Source organism: Rothia sp. HMSC061E04 (genome assembly GCF_001813685.1).
GTDB classification, from domain to species: Bacteria; Actinomycetota; Actinomycetes; order Actinomycetales; family Micrococcaceae; genus Rothia; species Rothia mucilaginosa.
Genome location: NZ_KV813706.1, coordinates 399,024 through 423,001, shown reverse-complemented (window position 1 = coordinate 423,001; position 23,978 = coordinate 399,024). Strand labels below are relative to the sequence as shown.

Sequence of the window (23,978 nt, the reverse complement as noted above, 5' to 3'; positions counted from 1 at the left end):
AGGGGCACTACCGAACGCGAGCGCGCCCTGCCTCCGTACCGTAGGCGCAACAACCGGCACAGACTAGAGGAGAGCTATGACCAACACCCCCAAGACTGCTGAATCCTCAGTCGCACAGGCTAGCGATAACGCCGCTGAAAACACCACCGAAGAAGCTACTGGACGCCGCGTGCGCATCCTTACTGGACGCTCCGCGGGGATTCTCGCGCTCGTGCTCGCCGCCGTCGTGTTCGCTATCGACCAGGGCACCAAATACCTGGTCGTGACCCAGATGCAGTTGGGAGAGCGCATCACCGTCATTGACGGGCTTCTGTGGTGGTACTCGATTCGTAACTCCGGCGCCGCATTCAGCATGGGCGAGAACGTCACCTGGATCTTCACCCTCGTCATGGTCGCCGCCGCAGCCGTGGTGCTCTACCTGCTGCGCCGCACCCGCGCCCTGTCCTGGACCCTCGCGCTAGGCGGTCTGCTTGGCGGTATCTGCGGCAACCTTTTCGACCGTCTCTTCCGTGAGCCCGGCTTCGGTTCCGGCCACGTGGTCGATTTTATTTCCGTGCCGAACTTCGCGATTTTCAATATTGCAGACTCTGCAATCTGCGTGTGCATGGCGTTCATCGTGCTGCTGAACTTCAAGGGTCTGAACCTCAACGGAACCCGTGTGCAGGCTGACGACAAGAATGCGGCAGGGAAGAGCGCCAAGTAGCTCCCCGTTCCGGCATACGCGCCGACGGTTACGTTGCCGACACACGTGCCTACTAAGACGTTCTCACACAGACGACCCCTCACACAGACAACCAAAGCAAACACCACCCGAAGGAGAGCCGCATGAGCGAAACCACCAACGCCGCCGAAGATTCGGCACGCATCCGCGCCGAATTCACCGTTGAAGGCGCGCTCGCCGGTATGCGCCTGGACGCCGCGCTCGCCGGTGCCCTCGACGCGCCGCGCACCCGAACCTCCGGGTGGATTCGTGACGGCCACGTGACCGTGACCAACAACGGCAAGGCCGTGAAAATTGGTAAGTCATACAAGCTGTCCGCAGGGGACGAGGTCGTCGTCGATGCACCCGCACCGCGCGATCTGGCGGACATCCGCCCCGAAAAGGTGGATGGCTTCCGCATCATGCACCTGGACGACGACATCGTTGTGGTGGACAAACCCGCAGGCGTGGCGGCACACCCCTCACCCGGCTGGCACGGCCCCACCGTCATTTCCGCGCTCATGGGCGAGGGCATTTCGGTTGCTACCTCCGGCGCGGCAGAGCGCCAGGGCATTGTGCACCGCCTGGACGTGGGCACCAGCGGCCTGATGGTCGTAGCCCGCAGCGAACGCGCCTACACCGAACTCAAGCGAGCCTTCAAGGAACGCACCGTGGACAAGGTCTACCACACCCTCGTGCAGGGTCTGCCCGACCCGCTGCGCGGCACCATTGACGCACCCATCGGTCGCCACCCCGGCAACGAGTGGAAGTTCGCCGTGGTTGAAGACGGCCGCAACTCCATCACCCACTACGATGTGCTCGAAGCGTTCGGCCCCGCATCCCTGGTGGAGGTGCACCTGGAAACCGGACGCACCCACCAGATTCGTGTGCACTTCTCCGCGTTGCGCCACCCCTGCTGCGGCGACCTGACCTACGGGGCCGACCCGCGCTTCAGCGCCGAACTGGGTCTGACCCGACAGTGGCTGCACGCGCACCGCCTGGGCTTCGATCACCCCAGCACCGGTGAGCGCGTGACCTTCACCAGCGAGTACCCGCTCGACCTGTCCTACGCGCTGACCGCTCTGCGCGAGGGTAAGGTTCAGCTCGGCTAGACAACCCGGCTAGGTATAGCCGTCCGCGGACCGCCGCACACAGCTTCACATTCACCGCCCATCCTCCAGCCCACACCTCCAGGAGATTCCCGTGGCAACCAAAGAATTTACGCACCTGCACGTGCACACCGAGTACTCCATGCTCGACGGCGCCGCGCGCCTGGGTGACCTGTTCACCCACGCTAAAGAACTCGGCATGAAGTCCATGGCGACCAGTGACCACGGCTTCCTCTTTGGCGCCTTCGACTTCTGGCGCCAGGCTAAGGCGCACGACATCAAGCCCATTATCGGTGTGGAGGCGTACCTGACCCCCGGCACGCACCGCACCGACCGTTCGCGTGTGCGCTGGGGCGACGGCTCCCGCGACGACGTGTCCGGTGGTGGCGCGTACACCCACATGACCATGTGGGCTGAAACCACCGAGGGCATGCACAACCTGTTCCGCGCCTCCTCGATTGCGTCGCTGGAAGGTCAGCTGTACAAGCCGCGTATGGACCGCGAGGTGCTGCAGACCTACTCGAAGGGCCTGATTGCCACCACCGGCTGTCCCTCCGGTGAGGTTCAGACGCGCCTGCGCCTGGGCCAGTTTGACGAGGCGGTCCAGGCGGCGAGTGAATTCCGCGATATTTTCGGTAAGGATAACTTCTACTGCGAGGTCATGGATCACGGCCTGGATATTGAACGCAACGTCCAGGAGGATCTGCACCGTCTCGCCAAGAAGCTGAACCTGCCCTTCGTCGCCACCAACGACCTGCACTACACCCGCCAGGAAGACCACACCGCCCACGCGGCGCTGCTGTGCGTGCAGTCCGGCTCGACCCTCACCGACCCCAAGCGCTTCAAGTTCGACGCGGATAACTTCTACCTGCGCTCGGCAGAAGAAATGTACGCCCTATTCGGCGACATTCCCGGTGCCTGCGAGAACACCCTCGAAATCGCTGAACGTTGCAACGTGGAGTTCAACACCAAGGCGAACTACATGCCGAACTTCCCCGTGCCCGAGGGTGAAAACGAGGAATCCTGGTTCGTGAAGGAAGTTGAAAAGGGCCTGCACTATCGCTTCCCGCAGGGTATCCCTGATGTTGTGCGCAAGCAGGCGGAGTACGAGGTGGGGGTTATTACCTCCATGGGCTTCCCCGGCTACTTCCTAGTGGTCGCCGACTTCATCAACTGGGCAAAGCGCAACGGCATCCGCGTGGGTCCGGGCCGTGGCTCCGGTGCAGGCTCGATGGTGGCGTACGCGATGCGCATTACCGAGCTGAACCCGCTCGACCACGACCTGATTTTCGAGCGATTCCTCAACCCCGACCGTGTCTCCATGCCCGACTTCGATGTGGACTTCGACGATCGTCGCCGCGGCGAGGTCATCGACTACGTGACCGATAAGTACGGTGAGGACAAGGTCGCGCAGATTGTCACCTTCGGCACCATTAAGGCGAAGCAGGCGCTCAAGGACGCCTCCCGCGTGATGGACCAGCCGTACTCGGTGGGCGAGCGCCTCACCAAGGCGATGCCGCCGGACGTCATGGGTAAGAACATCGCCCTGGCGAACGTGTACAACGAAGAGGATAAGCGTTACGCCGAGGCGGCAGATTTGCGTGCCCTCATTGAGGACCCGGTCGATAAGATTTACGGCCAGGTGTTTGAAACCGCGAAGGGCTTGGAGGGTCTGAAGCGTCAGTGGGGCGTGCACGCTGCGGGCGTGATTATGTCCAGCAAGGACCTGATAGACGTGATTCCCGTGATGCGCCGCGAGGCCGACGGCCAGGTCATCACCCAGTTCGATTACCCCACCTGTGAGGGCCTGGGCCTGATTAAGATGGACTTCTTGGGTCTGCGTAACCTCACCATCATCTCTGATGCGGTGGAGAACATTAAGGCTAACCGAGGCATCGACCTGGACCTTGAATCCCTCTCGCTGGACGACCCGGAATCGTACCGTCTGCTGGCGCGCGGCGACACCCTCGGCGTGTTCCAGCTCGACGGCGGCCCGATGCGCTCGCTACTCAAGCTCATGGAGCCCGAGGAGTTCGAGCACATTTCGGCAGTGTTGGCGCTGTACCGTCCCGGCCCGATGGGCGCAAACTCGCATACCAACTACGCTCTGCGTAAGAACGGTAAGCAGGAGATCGAGCCAATCCACCCTGAGCTGGAAGAGCCGCTGAAGGATATTCTGGACACCACCTACGGCCTTATTGTGTATCAGGAGCAGGTTATGGCGATTGCTCAGAAGGTCGCGAACTACACTCTGGGTGAGGCAGACTTGCTGCGCCGTGCGATGGGTAAGAAGAAGAAGGCGGAGCTGGATAAGCAGTACGCTACCTTCCACGACGGCATGATTTCTAACGGCTACTCTGAGGGCGCTATTAAGGCGCTCTGGGATATTCTGCTGCCGTTCTCTGACTACGCGTTCAACAAGGCGCACACGGCTGCGTACGGTCTGGTGTCGTACTGGACGGCGTACCTGAAGGCGCATTACCCGCAGGAGTACATGGCTGCGCTGCTGACCAGCGTGGGCGATAACAAGGACAAGCTCGCGCTGTACCTGAACGAGTGCCGCGCCATGGGCATTACCGTGCTCGCACCGGATGTGAACGAATCCACCCTGACCTTCGCCCCTGTCGGTGACGATATCCGCTTCGGTATGGGCGCGATTCGTAACGTGGGCGCGAACGTGGTCGAAGGCATGATTGCCGCCCGCGAGGAGAAGGGCCGCTATGAGTCCTTCAACGACTTCCTGAAGAAGGTGCCGCTGCAGGTGTGCAATAAGCGCACCATCGAGTCGCTCATTAAGGCAGGCGCTTTCGACGACCTGGGCCATACCCGCCGTTCGCTGTCCCTCATTCACGAGGCGGCAGTGGACGCAGCCGTGGCGGTCAAGCGTAAGGAAGCGGCGGGTCAGTTCGACCTCTTCGGCTCCCTCGGTATGGACGATGCTCTCGGCGACGAGCTGACGGTGACCATCCCCGACGTGCCCGAGTGGGACCGCCGCGAGAAGCTGAACTTTGAGCGTGACATGCTGGGCCTGTACGTTTCGGACCACCCGCTGCGCGGCCTGGAACGTGCGCTCTCGGATGCCGCAAGCCATTCGGTGCACGACATCATCGGTGAAGACTCGCACGTGCGCGACGGCGAAACCGTCACCATTGCGGGTATGCTCACCGGCGTTTCACGCCGTATTGCCAAGTCCAGCGGTAACCAGTACGCCTCCGTGGAACTGGAAGACCCCTCGGGTGCAACCATTACGGTCATGTTCTTCTCCCGCGCCTACGAGACGATGGGCGCTGCCCTGGCGGACGACCTCATCTGCTCGATTCGTGGCCGCGTGCAGCGCCGCGACGACGGCAGCGTGAACATGAGCGCGCAGGAACTGCAGATCCTGGAAATCAGCGATGACGGCCGCGCCGCACCCATCACTATCGTGGTACCCGAGTACCTGGTGACCGAGGCGAACCTGAAGGAGCTGAAGGAGACCCTGCGCGACCACAAGGGCACCGCGGATGTGCGCATGCTCGTGCGCACCCGCGATAAGGAGCAGCTGGTGCTGCTGGATGCGAGCGTGCGCGTGGAGCCGAACCCGAGCCTCTTCGGTGAAATCAAGACGATTTTCGGTCCGAGCTGCATTCGACGCTAAACAACGCACGCTAACAACGCACAACCCCCGCTGAGGGGAACGACAGGGTGGATTCTGCATAGCAGAGTCCACCCTGAGCGTATATTCACTCAAAACATACGGTGTATCCGCTCTATATCACGGTAGAATAGGTATAAATATTCTTGAGCGCTGTATACGCGGGCGCTAGCGCCCAGCCAAGGAGAAACGAATGTACTGCCCCTATTGCAAGCACACCGACTCGCGCGTGGTGGATTCCCGCACCACCGATGACGGCGCCGCAATTCGCCGCCGCCGCCAGTGCACCTCCTGCGCTCGCCGCTTCACGACCGTTGAAACCACCACCATTTCGGTGATTAAGCGTTCCGGCGTGACCGAGCCTTTTGACCGTTCGAAGATTGCCGCCGGCGTGCGTAAGGCATGCCAGGGCCGCCCCGTGGGTGAGGATGATTTGGCGAAGCTCGCCCAGGAGGTTGAGGAGCTGATTCGTGCCCGCGGTTTGGCGGAGATTAACGCGCACGAGGTGGGTCTGACCATCCTGGAGCCGCTGTCGAAGCTGGACGCGGTTGCCTACCTGCGTTTTGCGAGCGTGTACCAGGCGTTTGAGAACCTTGAGGACTTTGAGGAGGCGATTGCGCGTCTGCGTGAGGACCGCATCGCCCAGTAACTAGCTAGCACAGCCACTAGCTAACCCAGTAGCTAATGAGCTCAGCCGCCGCTACATGAGCGGCGGCATACAGAAGGGACCGCCTTCCGAATGATTCGGAAGGCGGTCCCTTCGTACGTATGTGAAGCGCTATCCGAGGCGGATAGCAGGAAGCAAACCCTTACGCTTCGCCGCGGCGCTTGCGTTCCTGCAGCATGCCGCCAGCCCACAGTGCCGCACCCACAATACCCGCGTTGTTACGCAGGGCAGCCATGACCATGGGGGTACGAATCTGATCCTCAAAGTAAGGCATGAACTTCTCCGGGTTCTTGGAGATGCCGCCGCCAATGATGAACAGGTCGGGGGAGAAGAGCATCTGAACGTGCTCGAAGTAGCGGTACAGGCGCTTGCCGTACTTCTTCCAGGACAGCTCGTGCACCTCTCGGGCACGGGCAGAAGCCTGAGACTCGGCGTTGTGGCCGTCGATCTCCAGGTGGCCCAGCTCGGTGTTCGGGATTAGCACGCCGTCGTTGATGAGGGCGGAGCCGATGCCGGTGCCCAGGGTGATGACAGCAATCAGGCCGTCACGGTTACGGCCCTGGCCGTAGGTTGCCTCAGCCAGACCGGCTGCGTCAGCGTCATTGAGGCCGTAGACGGTGCGGCCGTCCAGCGCCTCGCTCATGACCTGCTCCAGGTCGGTGTTAATCCAGGAGTCGTCCACGTTCGCTGCGGAGAAGACCATGCCGTTCTTCACCACTGCGGGGAAGTCGATGCCGACAGCCGACTCGGGATCCGGTGCCAGGTCGCGGCCCTGCAGCTCGTCGACTACGCGGCGTACGACCTCAGCCACAGCCTCGGGGGTTGCGGGCTTGGGGGTGTCGATGCGGAAGCGGTCGGACACGAGGTCGCCGGTGCGCAGGTCAACGATGCCGCCCTTAATACCGGTGCCTCCAATGTCCACACCGATCTGCAGGTCCTTGGGGGTGGGGGCGGGCAGCTCGTTGATGACGCCGGGTTCTGCGTATTCGCTCATGGTTTTCTCTCTTTCGCCCCGCCTACTGCCGTGCAATCGGGTGAGTGGGCGGGCTTGTCAGTGGGTGAATTGATATAAAAGTGAGGTGCTGGGCTCGTACCTGCACAAGTCGTATCAGCACAAGCAGGAAACCCAGAGGGCTGCGGATTAGGGCAGGGTCAGGATGTCCGCGCCGTCAGCGGTCACCACGAGGGTGTGCTCGAACTGCGCGGTGCGCTTGCGGTCGCGGGTGACCACGGTCCAGTCGTCGTCCCACAGGTCCCATTCGATGGTGCCGAGGGTCAGCATGGGCTCGATCGTGAAAATCATGCCCTCACGGATCTCGGTGTCGTAGGCGGGTGCCGCATCGTAATGGGGGATGATGAGGCCCGAGTGGAACTCGCGGCCCACACCGTGACCGGTGTAGTCGCGAACCACACCGTAGCCAAAGCGGGCAGCGTACTTCTCAATGACGCGACCAATCACGTTGATCTGGCGGCCCGGCTTCACAGCCTTAATCGCACGGTTCAGGGACTCTTCGGTGCGCTCAACCAGCAGGCGGGACTCTTCGTCCACGTTGCCGACGAGCAGGGTCTTGTTGGTGTCGCCGTGCATGCCGTCCAGGTATGCGGTGACGTCCAGGTTGAGGATGTCGCCGTCCTCCAGCACGGTGGAGTCCGGGATGCCGTGGCAGATGACCTCGTTCAGGGAGGTGCACACGGACTTGGGGTAGCCGCGGTAATCCACGGTGGAGGGGTACGCGCCGTGGTCACAAATGTACTCGTGGACCAGCACGTCAATCTCGTCGGTGGTGGTGCCGGGCACGCAAATCTTGGATGCTTCAACGATGGCGCCTGCCGCGATCTTGCCGGCTGCGCGAACCCGCTCAACTTCCTCGGGGGTGTACATGTTCGAGTCGTTACCCTCGTTGGCGGTGGGCTTACCCACGTACTCGGGGCGAACAATGTGCGAGGGGACCGGGCGCATGGGGGTGATGCGTCCGGGGGTCAGACAACCGACGGGTGCTCGACCGGGCTCTGCGGGAAGATTGTGCGAAGTATTCGTTTTGGTTGAAGACATAGTTTCATCTTACCGGGCGTGGGCGGGTTGTGTCGCTTGCTCAGGCGCTAAAAAGCGGCGGATACACAAGCCGTACCTTTTTTCCAGATTGTGAATAAAATTTCATGCACGCTGGAGGCAAAAACTGTGAGGGCGGAAAGCCGGTGTGGAAGGCAGCAGCGGAAGACCGCGGAGGGGAAGCGCCGTGAGAAGCTCCACCCGCCTCATTGCCACGAACCTATGCGCGTGAGAAGCTAGAAACACCAACCCCTCACCGTCGAAGGAGAACCATGAGCCACCACAAGCACCGCCTGAGCGAAGCCATCGAATCGGCGGCCGAAAAGACCCTGCACGCTGCCACCGACGCTACCAGCGCCCACGAAGAAGAGTACTGGTACAACCTCAAAACCGGCGAGGTTGAACGCGGCCAGCAGAGCGCCGTCACCTCCCTGTGGGGCCCCTTCAAAACCTACGAGGAGGCGGCACACGCCATGGACCGCGCCCGCGAACGCAATGACGCCTGGGAAAAGGACGGCGGCTGGCTCTAAAGCACGAGCACCCTCAGCCTTGCTCAACGCCCTCAGCCTTGCTCAAGGCGCACGCCGCCCAACAGACATACAGCCTGAGATGAAAGACCCCCGCACCCGGCGCACCGGATACGGGGGTCTTTCTTCATCAAGCTTTTCTTCTCAGCCTAAAGCCTACTCAAAAGTGTGCTCAGCCGCCGGGAACTCACCCGAACGCACCTGATCGCGATAAGCACGCGCAGCGTCCTCCATGACCTGACCGACCTGCGCAAACTGCTTCACAAAACGCGGTACGCGACCGGCGCGAACACCCATCATGTCCTGCCACACCAGCACCTGACCGGTGGTCACATTCGAGGCACCAATGCCGATAGTCGGCACAGCGCCCACAGCCTCATCCACCAGCTGCGCAGTCTGGGTAGTCACCATCTCCATGAGCACGCAGAACGCGCCAGCCTCAGCCAGTGCCACCGCATCCTCACGAACACGCTCAGACGCATCACCGCGACCCTGCACACGGAAACCGCCCAGGGCATGCTCCGACTGCGGAGTGAAACCAACATGCGCCACCACCGGAATGCCGGTACGCACCAGGGCACGAACCCACTCAGCCATCGAGGCATCCGCCTCAATCTTGACCGCGTGCGCGCCGCCCTCCTTCATCATGCGAACAGCGCTCGCCACCGCCTGCTGCGGGGACTGCTCATAAGAACCAAACGGCAAATCAGCAACCACCATGGCGCGGGATGCACCGCGAGAAACCGCCGCAACCAGCGGAATCATCTCATCCAGGGTAATGGTTAGGGTCGACTCGTAGCCGAGCACCACATTCGCCGCCGAATCGCCCACCAGCAGCATGTCGATGCCGGCGCGATCAAAAATCTGCGCCGTCAGAGCGTCATAACAGGTCAGCATGGAGAACTTCTGACCGGTCGCCTTAGCCTGAGCCAGGTGAACGGTACGCACCTTCTTGACGCTGTCCAGGTCAAAAGGCTTCGATGCAGAAGCAGTCGCGGGAACAGCCGCAGAGGTAGCGGCAGGCTGTGCCGCGTAGGGCGAAGAGATCTCGGAAGAACGCTCAGTAGTCATGCTGACTATTCTAACCCTGCACGGCTCCAACCTGGCGTACCGCTCACCACGAGGGAACGACTATGCCTAGTTCCAGATGAGATTAATGTAGTAGGTCGGGAACGATGCAGCGGCGTTCTTATTCATCAGCTCCGGAACAGCGGAAGAAGCATCACTAAACTCACGCGGCAAATCGCGCTGAATGAGCGCCTGCTGCACCAGAGCATCCCAGTACAGCTGCATGATCGAATAGGTGCAGACTTCCTTCACGACGTCCTCCGCGTAGGACTCCCACGCCGGGAGCGCCGCATCGTTATCGAAGAAACCCTCATAGCCCTGGGACAGGCCCGTATCGCAGGCGTTCACCGCGTTCTTCGCGTACTGCAGCCAGTAGCTGCGGCTCAGCTCATCGGTGGTGTTGAAAGTAAACGCCTCATAGTCTGCCTTCAGCAGGGCGTAAGACGCCTGAATAGAACCGGCAAGCGGGGCGTGCGAAGAGAAGACAATAACGTCCAGAAGAGCAGCGATATACTCCATCTGCACCTTCTCGTATGCAATACCGGAAGGCTGAACCGGACCAGAATGCATCTGCACCAGCGCCTCCACCGCGTTGATGAAACGCTCAACGTCGGCGGTCGCCTTCACCATCAGATTCAGCAGACGCTGAACACACTGATAATCCTCAGAAATCTGCGAGAACACGCCAAAGGACAGGATGCCACGCTCAGAAGCAGCCGTCGCCAGAATCTGGCTCGTCAACCGCTGGCTCTCCGCCTCCGCCTTCGCCACGCTTACCAGCAGGGCACCGCAATACGCCAGGGCGCGGCCATCCACCAGCTGAGGCTGCTGCCGATGCAACGGCAGAAGACGCTCATGAATCTGACGGAAAATAGCGCTCTGCGCCAAAGCCTTCTTGCCCAGCTCCTCAGTCTTCAACAGCACAGTATCCGCCGAGAAATCACGCGGCACGAAACGACGCGCATCCGGCGCAGTAAACGGCGAATAGGGGCGACCCATCACCGGCTGCAACAGCGACATCGTGGTAAACAGCGAAAAACGAGCCGCCACCGGGTACAGCGAATCCGGGTAGTTCGGCGCATCCGGCGCGTTGATACGCTCCGTGCACAGAGTCAACCAGGTCTGCTCCACCGCCCGATCAGACGTAATGCCAACACCCATACCCAGGATGCTCTCGCCGAATGCCTCCGACGGAAGCTTGCCGGGGTTCATGGCACGCGCCTGCATGAGCGCCACAGCCAGCTCCACCGTATAGTTCGTGCGGCGCTTCTTGCCCGCCTCGTCAAGGTGCTGGAACGGACGCACGCCCGCAATCTTCTGACCGCGCGCCAGCGTATGCAGCTCCTTATTCATGGCGAACTGCTGCGGGTTACGCTGCATCATCTTCGACACCTCGTAAGCGCTCTTACGGTTCAGCTTCTCACGGCGCTGAGCACCCTCAGCCGACAGTGCATCATACTTGCCGCGGCTTGCGTGAACGTACCAGGAACGAATTACCTGAAGCGGCAAGAAGAAGAAAGTGTACTTCCACGACCAGCTAAAAATAATGATCGGAATAGCCGCGCTCGACCCCAAACGGCCCGTGTAACCGGTCCAAATGAACTCCATAAACGCACCAATCAGCGCCCACAATGCCAGGGTGCGAATCCTAAACGCCACACGGGAGGGGCGGTCCAGCAGGTAGGTCGCACCACCGGTCTTGTTATTCTTCATGACTGTCGGGCCAAAGACCGCAACCGCAAAAAGGCAGACCAGATATAACACCAAGAAAACAATGGGGGCGGCAACAAGTAGCAGCCACTCAAGCCCGGTGGGGTCAGCAGCAACCAGCGTGCTTGCCGCTAGAGGAATCTGTGCGGGCGCTACCTGCGCGGACAGCGCCTGCGAAGCTGATGAGAGAAGAACGGAATGTAGCATACCCCCATTATCGCAAGGCGACCCCGACCACGCCCCGCGAACCGTCATCTGCTAGGTATCTGAACACAACCCGCACCGCAGAAAGTGGGGGAGCGGCCCCCGATACCGCCCAGAATCTGAGCTACCGCGGCACACGAAAAGAGAATTTACACAAACGAAACCTCCCACCCACCCGCCACACAGCAGAACCCGATAGGCTAGATAACAACAGGACACACGCCGGGGCAAGGAGGCGCCAGCACCGCTGGTACACAACCCGCCGCAACCCCTTGGAACCCCAAGGGGTATGCATGACCTTCCGCAACAGGGTCTTCCTCACCTCGGCAGCAAATTTAGCGCGCCTCCGCCACCCACAGATGGGTACCACGCGGATGCGCGCCCGCACCGAGAGGGCAACTTATGGACCGCCAACAGGAATTCGTACTGCGCACCATCGAAGAGCGCGACATCCGCTTCATCCGCCTCTGGTTCACCGACGTGGTCGGCACCCTCAAATCCGTTGCGCTCGCACCGGCTGAAGTAGAAAGCGCCTTCGACGAGGGCCTGGGCTTTGACGGATCCTCGATTGAGGGTTTCTCCCGCATCTACGAATCCGACATGCTGCTGCAGCCGGACCCCTCCACCTTCCAGATCCTGCCCTGGCGCGGCGAGGAAGACTACACCTCCCGCATGTTCTGTGACGTGCTCACCCCCGACGGTGAGATCAGCGCCTCCGACACCCGTGGCGTGCTCAAGCGCGTGCTCAACAAAGCTGCGGAGATGGGCTTCACCTGCTACACCTCGCCCGAAATTGAGTTCTACCTGCTCGAATCCTCCAAGCTCGGCGCCGACGGATTCCCCGTGCCCGTGGACTACGAATCCTACTTCGACCACACCCCCGGCGGCATCGTGCAGGACTTCCGCCGCAAGGCAGTGACCATGCTTGAAGAAGTCGGCATCTCTGTCGAATTCAGCCACCACGAAACCGGCCCCGGCCAGAACGAAATCGACCTGCGCCACGCCGACGCCCTGCAGACCGCCGACAACGTCATGACCTTCCGCACCGTCATCAAGGAAGTCGCCTACTCGCTCGGCATGTACGCAACCTTCATGCCCAAGCCCTTCACCAAGTACGCCGGCAGCGGCATGCACACCCACTTCTCCCTCTTCGAAGGCGACACCAACGCATTCTTCGAAGCCGGTGCCGAATACCAGCTGTCCAAGACCGCACGCCACTTCATCGCCGGTGTGCTCAAGCACGCCCCCGAATTCACCGCGGTCACCAACCAGTTCATCAACTCCTACAAGCGACTCTGGGGCGGCGGCGAGGCGCCCTCCTACGTCTCCTGGGGCCACAACAACCGCTCCGCCCTCGTGCGTGTGCCCCTGTACAAGCCGAACAAGATGCAGTCCGCACGCATCGAGTACCGCGGCCTGGACTCGGCATCGAACCCGTACCTCGCCTACGCGGTGATTCTTGCCGCAGGTTTGAAGGGCATCGAAAACGAGTACCCGCTCATGCCCGCCGTGACCGAGGACCTCGCCGCCATGACTAACGCAGAACGCCGCGCCATGGGCTACAACCCGCTGCCCGCATCCCTGCGTGAAGCCATCAACATTACCGAAGAATCCGAGTTCATGGCGGAGGTTCTGGGCGAGCAGGTCTTCGAGCAGTTCCTGCGCAATAAGCGCGCCGACTGGGACCAGTACCAGGCTCAGGTGACCCCGTATGAGCTCAAGCACAACCTCGGAATCCTCTAACGGCTGGATTCTCTCACCTCTTCTGACGATGAGTGAACGCTGACAGCCTCAGGGCGGTACCCGCTACCGGTCAACACGCCGGCGGGTACCGCCCACAGGTCTATCAAATGCACCTATCGTCTTCACCGTTCACCGCCGATTTTTAGCCGCCGATTTTTGCCGGCGAAATTTATACTTTCCACCCCGGATCTACTCTCCACCCACAGTTCTCTACCCACGGTTCTCACGCTATGACTGACAGCTCCCACTACCCGACCACCGGGCTCATCCGCATTATCGACCCCGCCAAAGAACCCAAATCGCTGACCGACATCGCCCCCGACGCGCTCGACGACGAGCAGCGCGCCGAAGCCGAACGCAAAGCCCAGCTACGCCTGCACACCCGCATGATTGCCACCGGCTTCCACGACCCGTCCAAGGCAGAACGCTGGCTCAACGCACCCGAACTGAAGCACGTCTCGCAGGATGCGCTCTTTGCCGGGCTGCGCCTCGCGCCCTCACCGGATATTGCCCTGCCCGCCCTCGTGCGCCTCATTGAGAAGCATCCGGCGGTTGCTGAGCGCGCCAACCGCGGCGAAGAAGAATTCGGCATGTACCGCCTGCTCGGCGCCTCCCAGGCGATTGGCGATTTTCTCTACCGCCGCCCCGAGCACATTGACCCGCTCTTCGACACGCAGGTGTACCCGGCGGAGAGCGCGCTGATTCGCTCCCAGCACCCGGCGTCGATTCTGCCGGAAACCGACGGGGAATTCCTGACCCCCATCGCACCGCTGGACACCCCCTACCGCCGCGATATCCTCACCGCCCTCGGCGCCGACCCCCACGCAGAGCGTCCGCGCGCTGCCGCCGAGCAGACCGGCAAAGACGGCTACGTGACCCTGCGCGTCGCCTACCGCGCCGCCCTGGCGCGCATCGCCCTGCTCGACGTGTGCTGTGAAGACCCGGTCGAAATGATGCCCACCATCGGTCGTCACCTCGCCGATTTGGCTGCCGCCGCGCTGGAGGGCGCGCTCGCCATTGCGCGCACCGAAGTGGCGGAGGGACTGGGTCCCGGTCTGGCGGCTCCTCGCCGAGGCGAAGCCGTAGACGCCCTGGACTTGGCGATTATCGGCATGGGTAAGTGCGGTGCCCGCGAGCTGAACTACATCTCTGACGTTGATGTGGTGTATGTGGTTGCGCCCGTGGAACCCGCCGCCATGCCCAATGCCGTGGCGGAGGGGGAGAGCGCCCCGCTCAAGCTCACCGAGAATGAATGTTCCACCATCGGCACGGAGCTCGTGCACGCCCTCACCCGCGCGATTATGGGCCCCGCACCTGAACCCGCTCTCTGGGAGGTCGACGCGAACCTGCGTCCCGAGGGTAAGGACGGCCCGCTGGTTCGCACCGTCGAATCCTACGTTCAGTACTACAAGCGCTGGGCTGAGAACTGGGAATTCCAGGCTCTACTCAAGGCACGCCCCATCGCCGGTTCGGCTCAGCTGGGCGCCCGCTACGCCCGCGCAATCGACCCCTTCGTGTGGGAGTCCGCCGCCCGTGAATCCTTCGTGGAATCCGTGCAGGCGATGCGCGCCCGCGTGACCGACAACATTCCCTCACACCAGGTAGACCGCCAGATCAAGCTGGGCCCGGGTGGCCTGCGCGATATTGAGTTCACCGTGCAGTTGCTGCAGCTCGTGCACGGTCGAACCGACCCCGCTGTGCGCACCAAATCTACCGTGGATTCCCTCGCGGCGCTGACCGCCGTCAGCTACATTAGCCGCACCGACGCCGAAGCATTCAGTCGCGACTACAAGAAGCTGCGCGTGCTCGAGCACCGCATCCAATTGCAGCAGCTGCGCCGCACCCACCTGATGCCCGAAAAGGATGCCGAACAGCGCGCCCTCGCCCGCTCGATCCTTTCCCCGGAACGCAACGGCACGCTCTCTGCCGAGCAGATGCTCAAGGCATGGCAGAAAATTAAACGGAACGTCCGTTCACTGCACGAGCGGATCTTCTTCCGCCCGCTGCTCGCCGCCGTCTCCACGCTCAGCCGCGACGAAGTGGTGCTCAGCGAACAGGCGGCACAGGACCGCCTCGCAGCCCTTGGCTATCGCGACCCGCGCGGCGCCATGCGCCACATCAAGGCGCTCACCACGGGACTTTCCCGTAGCGCAGACATTCAGCGTCACCTCATGCCCGTGCTGCTGGGCTGGTTCGCCCGCGGTGTGGATGCGGACGCCGGCCTGCTCGGATTCCGCATCGTCTCCGAATCACTCGGCAGCACCAGCTGGTACCTGCGCATGCTCCGCGACTCACCCGCAGCCGCAGAACGCCTCAGCCAGCTACTCTCCAGCTCGCGCCTCATGACCGACCTGCTCGAGGATGCCTCCGCCTCCATCGCCTGGCTGGACAAGGTCGCCGACCTCAAACCGCTGGGGGAGGAAGCGCTCGCCTCCGAGATTTCCTCCCTGCTGGCACGCCACGAGGACGCCGCCGAAGCGATGCGCGCCGTGCGCTACCTGCGCCGCCGCGAAACCCTGCGCACCGCCATGGGCTGGACCCTGGGCATCGTCGACATTGAGGACACCTGCGCCGGTCTTGCCGCCATCGACGAGTGCACGATCGGTGCGGCGCTGCAGATTGCCCTGCGTGAACTCCAAGCGGCGCCGGAAGGCGCCGAACCCGCCGAAGCTGAGGCGACAGCGAGGGAGAAGCTGCTCACCCGCATCGCCGTCATCGGCCTGGGCCGCCTCGGCGGCGCCGAGAACGGCTTCGGCTCCGACGCAGACGTCATGTTCGTTCACGAACCCCTCGACGGGGCCGACGAAGACGCCGCGCAGGAACAGGCGGCACGCATCGTCAATCGCACCCTGACGCTCCTCAAACAGCCCGTCAAACCCGCCATTCGCGCCGAACGGCCCCTCGAAGTGGACGCCGATCTGCGCCCCGAAGGCAAGCAGGGCGCTATCGTGCGCTCGCTGGACTCCTACCGCTCCTACTACGAACGCTGGGCGGAAACCTGGGAGTTCCAGGCGCTCACCCGCGCCCGCCCCATCGCCGGCGACGAGGCGCTAGGCGAGGCTTTCGTGGAGCTCATCGACCCGTACCGCTACCCGGCAACTTTCACGCCCGAACAGGTGCAGCAGATTCGCCGCATGAAAGCGCGCGTTGAAAACGAACGCATGCCGCACGGTGCCGACCGCACCCGCCAGCTCAAGCTCGGCCGCGGCGGCCTCTCCGACGTGGAATGGCTCGTCCAGCTCGTACAGCTACGCCACGCGCACGCCGTGCCCTGGCTGCGCACCACCTCCACCCTGAAGGCGCTGAATGCGGCGGTTGAGGCGGGGCTGGTCGAAGCTGCGGATGCTGAAATCCTCAGCGGCGCCTGGCTGCTCGCCACGAAGATTCGCGGTGGCAACGTACTGCGCGGCGTGCGCCAATCCGACACCCTACCCTCGGGACGCGCCGACTTGGAAGCAATCGCCCGCTGGTGCGGATACCCCGCCGGCAGTGCACGCGCCCTCGAAGAGGACTACCTGCGCCAAACCCGCAACGCCCGCAAGGTCTACGAACGCCTCTTCTTCGAAGAACTCTAGAGACTCCAGAAAAACATGAGCCTGGCGTTTTTGCCGGTGCGGATTTCTGACGCAAATTTCATGGGGGAGGGGCGGGGAACCTGGTTCCCCACCCCTCCTTTTCGTTCTCTTGTGATTCTCTTTTGAAAAATTTTGTGGACGCTCAGCGGACATCCTGTGCCCGCCGCTATCCTCACGGGACCAGCAACCACCCCAAAACCCTGAAAATGTGACCGGCACCATGAAAATAAATTTTGCTCGCACTCCTCAAAAACGAAGCAAAACACCCCGTTCTGCCCCGGAAACATGCGGAACGCAGGGTAATTGGCAAAGGATTTGGCAAACACTCAAAAACCCCGTATAGTATTTACCTGTCAGCACGACGGAGCAACAAACTCCTCGTCATGATTCAAATTGAATACGCTGATATGCGGTTGTAGCTCAGTTGGTAGAGCACCACCTTGCCAAGGTGGATGTCGCGAGTTCAAGTCTCGTCAACCGCTCGTAAGGACTCCAAGAGTTCGAACGCGTTCCCTTGTGGAGCGTATGCGGTGAGGTGGTCGAGTGGTTAGGCAGCGGCCTGCAAAGCCGTGTACGCGGGTTCGAATCCCGTCCTCACCTCGCAACAAAACAATTGTTTTGTGAGCGCGATTGGCGCAGCGGTAGCGCGCTTCCCTGACACGGAAGAGGTCACTGGTTCGATCCCAGTATCGCGCACAGATAAAGCCCTTAGCTTTCGAGCTAAGGGCTTTTGTGTTTAACTTTTTGGTTTCTTGGGTTTGCGGGAGGGATGGTGTTCCTCTGTTGCCCTGTGTATGTTCTGGAGGCGGTGCTGCGTATATTTCCTCCGTGCCGTCGCAGGGGACCCGCCCTCGCTTCGCTTCGGGCAACCCGAGGGCGCATTCGGAAGGTGTACGTCTGCCGCCGAACCTTTTCAATAGCTCATTGACGTGACCAAGAGCTTTGCGCGCGGTACCCACCTACGATACCCTAAGGGAGGAAATCTATACTCACAGATACACCGCCGTATCGCAAAGGAACACCCGTGAAATCCTTCCTCAAAGGGTTCGGCATCTTCTTCGCCGTATGCCTCGCATTCTCCCTCTGGTACGTCATCCTTGGTGTCGTCATCATCGTGCTCATTCTGGGTATCATCCTGACCATCCGCAAAAACCGGTACTTCGCATCCCCCGAATTCCAGACACACCGCCAACGCACCGCCACACTCGCCGGCGAATACAACGAAGTTGCCAGCTACGTACACGATATCTACACCCACGGAATCTACGAACTCGGAACCTCCACCAACGGTATGTACAGCCACCTCGCCACAGTCGAAGTTCAACAACCTAAAACCTGGCAGACACTGCTGCAGAAGAAACCCGAAGAACGCCACCCGCACGTCTACAAGGCCTCCCAACAGGTTGTTCTCGAAGCCGAGCGGGACCCCATCGGCAGCCTCACCAAATACTTCCACATCGAAGCCGACCTGCAAACCCTCAAAGACGTACAACGCCTCTCCGACGATATCGCACGTCTCGAAACCACAATCGACAACGTGCGACGCCGCGAAGAGGACATGATCGCACACATCAACCCGCCCCAGTTTATCACCAAGCAATACGCCAACGAGTTCTGGGACAAACTCAATGTCTGCCACGTGGGGCTGACCGTGCCATACCCCGTCTACCGCTTCGAATACGCCTCACCCAGCAGCAAAGAAAACCGCGCCGTCACCGTCACCCTCGACACCCCAACCCTCGACGCGCTCTCCGAAACCCTAGAACGCAAAATACGCTGGGCATGGCCCGAAGGCGGCAAACGCACCCTCATGACCGCCCAATTGCGCCAACGCATCAAAGAACGCGACAACTACACCTGCCAAAACCCCGGATGCGGCAACTCCATCATGCGTGAACGAATCCTCATCCTAGAGGTCGTCCATAAGATTCCGCTTTCCGAAGGCGGCAACAATGAGCCCGAGAACTTGCAGACCCTCTGCTGGCGTTGCGTACGCGGACGGAACCTGCGGCTCACATAAAGCCGCACCTTCCGGGTGCGGCGGGTTCCCCTGCAGGAGCGGAGGAAGTGCATAGCTTGCCGACCCGCCGGGCATCAAAAACCACAGAGATGAAAGAGCCCCCACACGAGGAGATCGTGTGGGGGCTCTTTGCTGTTCACCGCGCAAGCTGAGGTGGGAACCTACCGCGGACAGGCGGTGTCGTCCGTAGCGACATCAGGGTGCCCGAGTTCTGCGAGGGCGGGTGCCCCTGCAGGAGCAAGGACGAACACCGCCATCCGCAACTAAACCGTATTCCCGGAATTAGCGCTTGATAGCGTCCAGCGCCTCACGCTGAGCCTTCGCAATGCGCTTCTCAGACACCGTGTAGGCGGTACCAAGCTCCTGGGCGAAGAAGCTGACGCGCAGCTCCTCAATCATCCAGTTCACGCGGCGGAGCGCATCCGGCACGATGGTGCCTGCCGGTAGCGACTTGACCGCGTTATCGTAAGAGTCTTCCAGGTCCTGCACGGTGAGCATGAGCTGGTTGTCGCGGTGCAGGTTTGGTCCGAGCTTCGTCAGGCGCACCTGGGCGGCCTTGAGGTAGCGGGGGATGTGAACCAGCTGGTCGTAGCCGGTTTTCGCTACGAATCCGGGGTAGACGAGGTTCTCCATCTGTGCCTTCACGTCGGAGACGGCGTGCATGGTCGTCAGCGAGGTTGCCTTCTTGATTGCCTTCTTCAGCGCGGTGGCTTCAGAGAGGATTTCGGCGACGAGCTTGGTGACGTCGAAGACTGTCTCGATGAGTTCGGCACGCACGTGCTCGTAGAGTTCGCTGTATTCGGCGTGCGTGAAGATGGGCGTGTGCGGCACCAGGTGGTCGAGTGCCGCGACGGTGCAGTCGCGAATGAGTTCGTCGATGGAGCCGTGCGGGTTCTGAGTGAAGACGATTTTCTCCTTATGGGAGAGGTGTTCGCTCACGTAGCGTACGGGCGAGGGCACCTGCAGCTGGAGCAGGCGGATGATGCCGCGGCGCTGTGCGTGGAGCTGCTCGGCTTCGGTGGGGAAGATGCGCAGACCTACGCTGGTTTCTTCGTCGACAAGGGCGGGGTAGCCGTTGACTGCCTGGGTGGCGATGATGCGCTGTACCTTGCGGGGGATTTCTCCGTTGAGGAAGAGATCGGCGGGGAATTCGGTGAGGCCGCTGATTTCGCGTACCTGAGAACCATGCGCATCGGCTACCTGGGCGGTGCCGTTCTGAGCGTTCTTTGCGCTCTTCTTGGCAGAAGCCGCGGAGCTACCCGAGTTACCCGAGTTACCCGAGCCGCCCGAACCACCCTGCGCGAGCGCCACCATTTTTGCCATGGTGTCATCGGATGCGCCGAGAGAGTCGGCGAGGGCACCGCGAATCTCCTTGTGGAGCTGCTGCTGCAGGGCGCGCAGGTCCTTGCCTTCGCCCAGGATTTTGTTGTGTGCGTTGCGCACCTGGAATCCCATTTTCAGGTGTTCGGGCACGGCGTCCCAGTTGAAGGCTTCGGGCTCGACAACGACGCCGCGCAGGCGGCGTAGTACGAGTGCCAGGGAGGGGATGAGCTCGTCGGTGGCGGGGGAGTAGTCCTCTTCCAGGGCGGCGCAGGCGGCGCGTGCCACGTCGGGTGCGGGCACGAAGTTACGTCGAATCGCCTTGGGCAGCGACTTGATGAGCGCGGTGACGAGTTCGTGGCGCAGGCCGGGAATCTGCCAGCGGAACGGTTCGGGGTTCAGCTGGTTGAGGAACAGGATGGGTACCTGGACTGCTACGCCATCGCGCTTGGCGGCGTCGGTGCGGGCGCCTCCGATGCCGGCGGTGGGGGCGTATTCGTAGCGCAGGTCGAGGGTCAGTTCGCCGCTGTCGGTGCACTGCACCCACTGGCGGGGGAACTGGGAGTCGTCGTAGTCGGCGGCTTCCTCGTTGATGAGCTTTTCGGGGTTGAAGTCTAGGTAGTTGTCGTCTTCGAGACGTGCCTGCTTCCACCACTTGTCGAAGGCGCGCACGTCGGTCACGTGGGCGGGGATGCGTGCGTCGTAGAAGGCGAAGAGTACGGAGTCGTCTACGCGCAGGTCGCGGCGGCGTAGGCGTGCTTCGAGTTCTTCGACTTCGGCGAGGGCGCGCTGGTTGCGCAGGTAGAACTTGTGTTGGGTGTGCCATTGGCCTTCGACGAGGGCGGACTGGATGAACAGTTCGCGGGCCGCGGCGGCGTCTACGCGGGCGTACTGCACGGGGCGGTCGGCGTAGATGGTCAGGCCGAAGAGCGTGCCCTTGGCGTAGGCGACTGCCGCGCCGGAGCTGAGGGACCAGTGCGGTTCGGAGTATTGCACGCTGATGAGGTGCTTGCCGATTTCTTCGATCCATTGCGGGTCGATGGAGGCGTTGGTGCGCGCCCACAGGCGGGAGGTTTCGACGAGTTCGGCGGAGAGCACCCAGTCGGGGCTCTTTTTGAACAGGCCGGAGCCGGGGAAGATTGCGAACTTGGTGCCGCGTGCGCCGAGGTATTCGCGGGGGCCGCGGTTGCGTCCCTTGGAGTCTTTTTCGCGTTCTTCCTTGACGCCTACGTGCGAGAGCAGGCCGGAGAGCAGGCTCTTGTGGATGTCGATTTCGTGGGCGGAGGCGTTGATGTCCCTGCCGCCGCTGGCGTGAATGTTGGCGGTGCGTCCCATTTCGCGTAGCTGGGCGAAGAGGTCCTGCCATTCGCGGATGCGCAGGTAGTTGATGTATTCGCGGTGGCACATTTTGCGTAGCTGCGAGGAGGACAGCGCCGCCTGCTGCTCGTTGATGTAGTCCCAAAGCAGCAGGAAGGATGAGAAGTCGGAGGTGTCGTCGACGAAGCGGGCGTGCATGGCGTCTGCTTCGGCGCGCACGTCGGCGGGGCGTTCGCGCGGGTCCTGGATGGTCAGGGCGGCGGCGAGCACCATCATTTCCTTGGCGCAGTTGCGGCGGCCGCCTTCAATGATCATGCGGGCCAGGCGCGGGTCCACGGGGAATGCCGCCATGGCTCGGCCGATGGCGGTGAGGGTTGCGCTATTGCCGCGGCCCTTGCGGGGGGCGCGGGGGCGTTCGGTGAGCGCGCCGAGTTCGCGCAGCAGGTTCACGCCGTCGTTGATGGCGCGGGATGCGGGCGGCTGCACGAACGGGAAGCGGGAGATGTCGCCGGGTTCGCGGACCACGCCGATTGCGATCATCTGCAGGATGACGGCTGCGAGGTTGGTGCGCAGAATTTCGGGGTCGGTGAACTCGGGGCGTGAGTTGAAGTCTTCCTCGGAGTAGAGGCGGATTGCGATGCCGTCGCTGACGCGGCCGCATCGACCGGAGCGCTGGTTGGCGCTTGCCTGCGAGATGCGTTCGATGGGCAGGCGCTGAACCTTGGTGCGTGCCGAGTAGCGGGAGATGCGTGCGGTGCCGGTGTCGATGACGTACTTGATGCCGGGCACGGTCAGTGAGGTTTCGGCAACGTTCGTGGCGAGCACGATGCGCGGGCGGGATCCGGGGGAGAACACCCGGTGCTGTTCGGCGAGCGAGAGGCGCGCGTACAGGGGCAGCACTTCGTAGTTCAGACGCGGCGACTTGAGAACCATTGCCTCGATGGCGTCCTTGGCGTCGCGGATTTCGCGTTCACCGGAGAAGAAGATGAGGATGTCGCCGGGCGCTTCTTTGGAGAGTTCCTTAATGGCGTCGAGGATGCCGTCGGTGGGGTCGTGGTCGTCTTCGATTTCGTCGTCGCTGAGGTAGTCTTCCTCGTCGAGCGGGCGGTAGCGGATTTCCACGGGGTAGGTTCGGCCGGACACCTCAATGATGGGCGGCGCGTCGTCGGGCAGGATTGCTTCGGCGATTTCGCGTTCTTCGGCGCTGAGGTTTTCGTCGACGATGTCCTTGCCCGGCACGTAGCTGGGGGAGAAGTGGCGTGCGAAACGCTCCGGGTCGATGGTCGCGGAGGTGATGATGACCTTCAGATCCGGGCGCTGCGGCAGGATGCGCTTGAGGTAGCCGAGGATGAAGTCAATGTTCAGGCTGCGTTCGTGCGCCTCGTCAATGATGAGGGTGGAGTAGCGGCGCAGCAGCTTGTCGTTCTGGATCTCGGCGAGCAGAATGCCGTCGGTCATGAGCTTGATAGCGCTGTGTTCGCCCACTTCGGAGGTGAATCGCACCTGGTAGCCGACGGTTTTGCCGATTTTCTGGCCGAGTTCTTCGGCGATGCGTTCGGCGACGGAGCGTGCGGCGAGTCGGCGTGGCTGGGTGTGGCCGATGAGGCCCTTCTCTCCCAGGCCCAGGTCGAGGCACATTTTGGGGATCTGGGTGGTTTTACCGGAGCCGGTTTCACCCGCGATGATGACGACCTGGTTGTCGCGGATCGCGTTCATGATGTCTTCGCGGCGTTCGCTGACGGGTAGCTCTTCGGGGTAGGTGATGGCCTCGGGGATCAGCGGTTCGTAGCGGCGCGGTGCCGGGCGGTTCTGCTGGCTGCTCTTGCTGTCGCCCTGCTGGTTGCCCAGCTTGCGGGCGCGGTTGTTGGCGCCTGCGCGTCGGTTGGAGCGGGAGGCGTTGGAGTTGCGTTCGGAGGCGCCGCGGGAGGAGTTCTTGCGGTCTGCGTTATTCTTCTGCGCGCCCTTCTTGGGGGCGCCGTTTTTTATCGCGTTGTTTTCAGTAGTTTTATCTGCGGTTTTTTCGCCGGTTTTTTCGAAGGATCGTACCTTTGCCGCATGGATTGCGGCGGCCATGCTCGCCATGGTGGGGGCGGTGCGGGGGGCCTTAGAAGTATCTGCGTGTTTCTTCGTGGATTTCTGCTCAGACATATCCTATCCAGTGTACTCGCCTTGCCCGCGGTGGGCTTGGGGTGTGCTTTGTTTGTCATATTTGGGTTTGTTCGCGGTAACCCAGGGTGGGCGGTGGTGGAATACTGACACCAGGAGAGCATTTAATGTACAATAAATGACATCAAATGCTATTAAGAGAGTTAATAATTATTCATCTGAATTTTA

Annotated in this window: 13 protein-coding genes and 3 tRNA genes; 11 read left to right on the top strand and 5 right to left on the bottom strand. The window is 61.8% G+C overall.

The window, feature by feature from the left end; genetic code table 11:
- Positions 1 to 76 precede the first annotated feature (76 nt).
- The 4 genes from lspA (at position 77) to nrdR (ending at position 6,092) form a co-directional block, all read left to right on the top strand.
- Positions 77 to 703 carry a signal peptidase II gene (lspA, locus tag HMPREF2927_RS08500; protein WP_105360669.1) on the top strand — a complete coding sequence of 209 codons (627 nt, stop codon included), beginning with the start codon at positions 77 to 79 and terminating at the stop codon, positions 701 to 703.
- A 122-nt stretch (positions 704 to 825) separates the two neighbouring features.
- Positions 826 to 1,812: an RluA family pseudouridine synthase gene (locus tag HMPREF2927_RS08495; protein ID WP_070687126.1), complete on the top strand. Its 987-nt coding sequence runs from the start codon at positions 826 to 828 to the stop codon at positions 1,810 to 1,812.
- 91 nt (positions 1,813 to 1,903) lie between these two features.
- Positions 1,904 to 5,446, top strand: coding sequence for a DNA polymerase III subunit alpha (gene dnaE, locus HMPREF2927_RS08490; RefSeq protein WP_070687124.1), 3,543 nt, complete (start codon positions 1,904 to 1,906; stop codon positions 5,444 to 5,446).
- 190 nt (positions 5,447 to 5,636) lie between these two features.
- Complete coding sequence (nrdR, locus tag HMPREF2927_RS08485; protein WP_005506525.1) at positions 5,637 to 6,092, top strand: transcriptional regulator NrdR; 456 nt, start codon at positions 5,637 to 5,639, stop codon at positions 6,090 to 6,092.
- Between the two features lie 160 nt (positions 6,093 to 6,252).
- On the opposite strand, the gene ppgK is transcribed toward nrdR, so the two are convergent.
- Both ppgK and map read right to left on the bottom strand, forming a co-directional pair.
- Positions 6,253 to 7,104, bottom strand: coding sequence for a polyphosphate--glucose phosphotransferase (gene ppgK, locus HMPREF2927_RS08480; protein WP_070687122.1), 852 nt, complete (start codon positions 7,102 to 7,104; stop codon positions 6,253 to 6,255).
- Positions 7,105 to 7,251: 147 nt separating this feature from the next.
- Positions 7,252 to 8,163, bottom strand: a complete 912-nt coding sequence (gene map / locus HMPREF2927_RS08475) for a type I methionyl aminopeptidase (RefSeq protein ID WP_005506520.1) — start codon at positions 8,161 to 8,163, stop codon at positions 7,252 to 7,254.
- A gap of 269 nt (positions 8,164 to 8,432) precedes the next feature.
- On the opposite strand from map, the gene HMPREF2927_RS08470 reads away from it, so the two are divergent.
- Positions 8,433 to 8,690, top strand: a complete 258-nt coding sequence (locus HMPREF2927_RS08470) for a hypothetical protein (RefSeq protein ID WP_083311243.1) — start codon at positions 8,433 to 8,435, stop codon at positions 8,688 to 8,690.
- Between the two features lie 153 nt (positions 8,691 to 8,843).
- Here the strand turns inward: HMPREF2927_RS08470 and panB are convergent, their stop codons facing one another.
- Positions 8,844 to 9,758 (bottom strand): 3-methyl-2-oxobutanoate hydroxymethyltransferase, encoded by a 915-nt coding sequence (gene panB / locus HMPREF2927_RS08465; protein ID WP_070687120.1) that lies wholly within the window; start codon positions 9,756 to 9,758, stop codon positions 8,844 to 8,846.
- 66 nt (positions 9,759 to 9,824) lie between these two features.
- Positions 9,825 to 11,672, bottom strand: a complete 1,848-nt coding sequence (locus HMPREF2927_RS08460; RefSeq protein WP_070687118.1) for a geranylgeranyl pyrophosphate synthase — start codon at positions 11,670 to 11,672, stop codon at positions 9,825 to 9,827.
- A 399-nt stretch (positions 11,673 to 12,071) separates the two neighbouring features.
- On the opposite strand from HMPREF2927_RS08460, the gene glnA reads away from it, so the two are divergent.
- From glnA to HMPREF2927_RS08430, 6 genes are all read left to right on the top strand, one after another.
- Positions 12,072 to 13,412 (top strand): type I glutamate--ammonia ligase, encoded by a 1,341-nt coding sequence (glnA, locus tag HMPREF2927_RS08455; RefSeq protein WP_012903787.1) that lies wholly within the window; start codon positions 12,072 to 12,074, stop codon positions 13,410 to 13,412.
- Between the two features lie 230 nt (positions 13,413 to 13,642).
- Positions 13,643 to 16,987 (top strand): bifunctional [glutamine synthetase] adenylyltransferase/[glutamine synthetase]-adenylyl-L-tyrosine phosphorylase, encoded by a 3,345-nt coding sequence (locus HMPREF2927_RS08450; protein ID WP_210399835.1) that lies wholly within the window; start codon positions 13,643 to 13,645, stop codon positions 16,985 to 16,987.
- A gap of 409 nt (positions 16,988 to 17,396) precedes the next feature.
- A tRNA-Gly gene (locus HMPREF2927_RS08445) sits at positions 17,397 to 17,469 on the top strand.
- Between the two features lie 47 nt (positions 17,470 to 17,516).
- Positions 17,517 to 17,587 (top strand) — tRNA-Cys (locus HMPREF2927_RS08440).
- Positions 17,588 to 17,611: 24 nt separating this feature from the next.
- Positions 17,612 to 17,683, top strand: a tRNA-Val gene (locus HMPREF2927_RS08435).
- Positions 17,684 to 18,011: 328 nt separating this feature from the next.
- Positions 18,012 to 19,007, top strand: a complete 996-nt coding sequence (locus HMPREF2927_RS08430; RefSeq protein ID WP_070687116.1) for an HNH endonuclease — start codon at positions 18,012 to 18,014, stop codon at positions 19,005 to 19,007.
- Positions 19,008 to 19,289: 282 nt separating this feature from the next.
- Here HMPREF2927_RS08430 and hrpA read toward each other — a convergent pair whose 3' ends face one another.
- Complete coding sequence (gene hrpA, locus HMPREF2927_RS08425; RefSeq protein ID WP_070687114.1) at positions 19,290 to 23,792, bottom strand: ATP-dependent RNA helicase HrpA; 4,503 nt, start codon at positions 23,790 to 23,792, stop codon at positions 19,290 to 19,292.
- Positions 23,793 to 23,978: the final 186 nt, after the last annotated feature.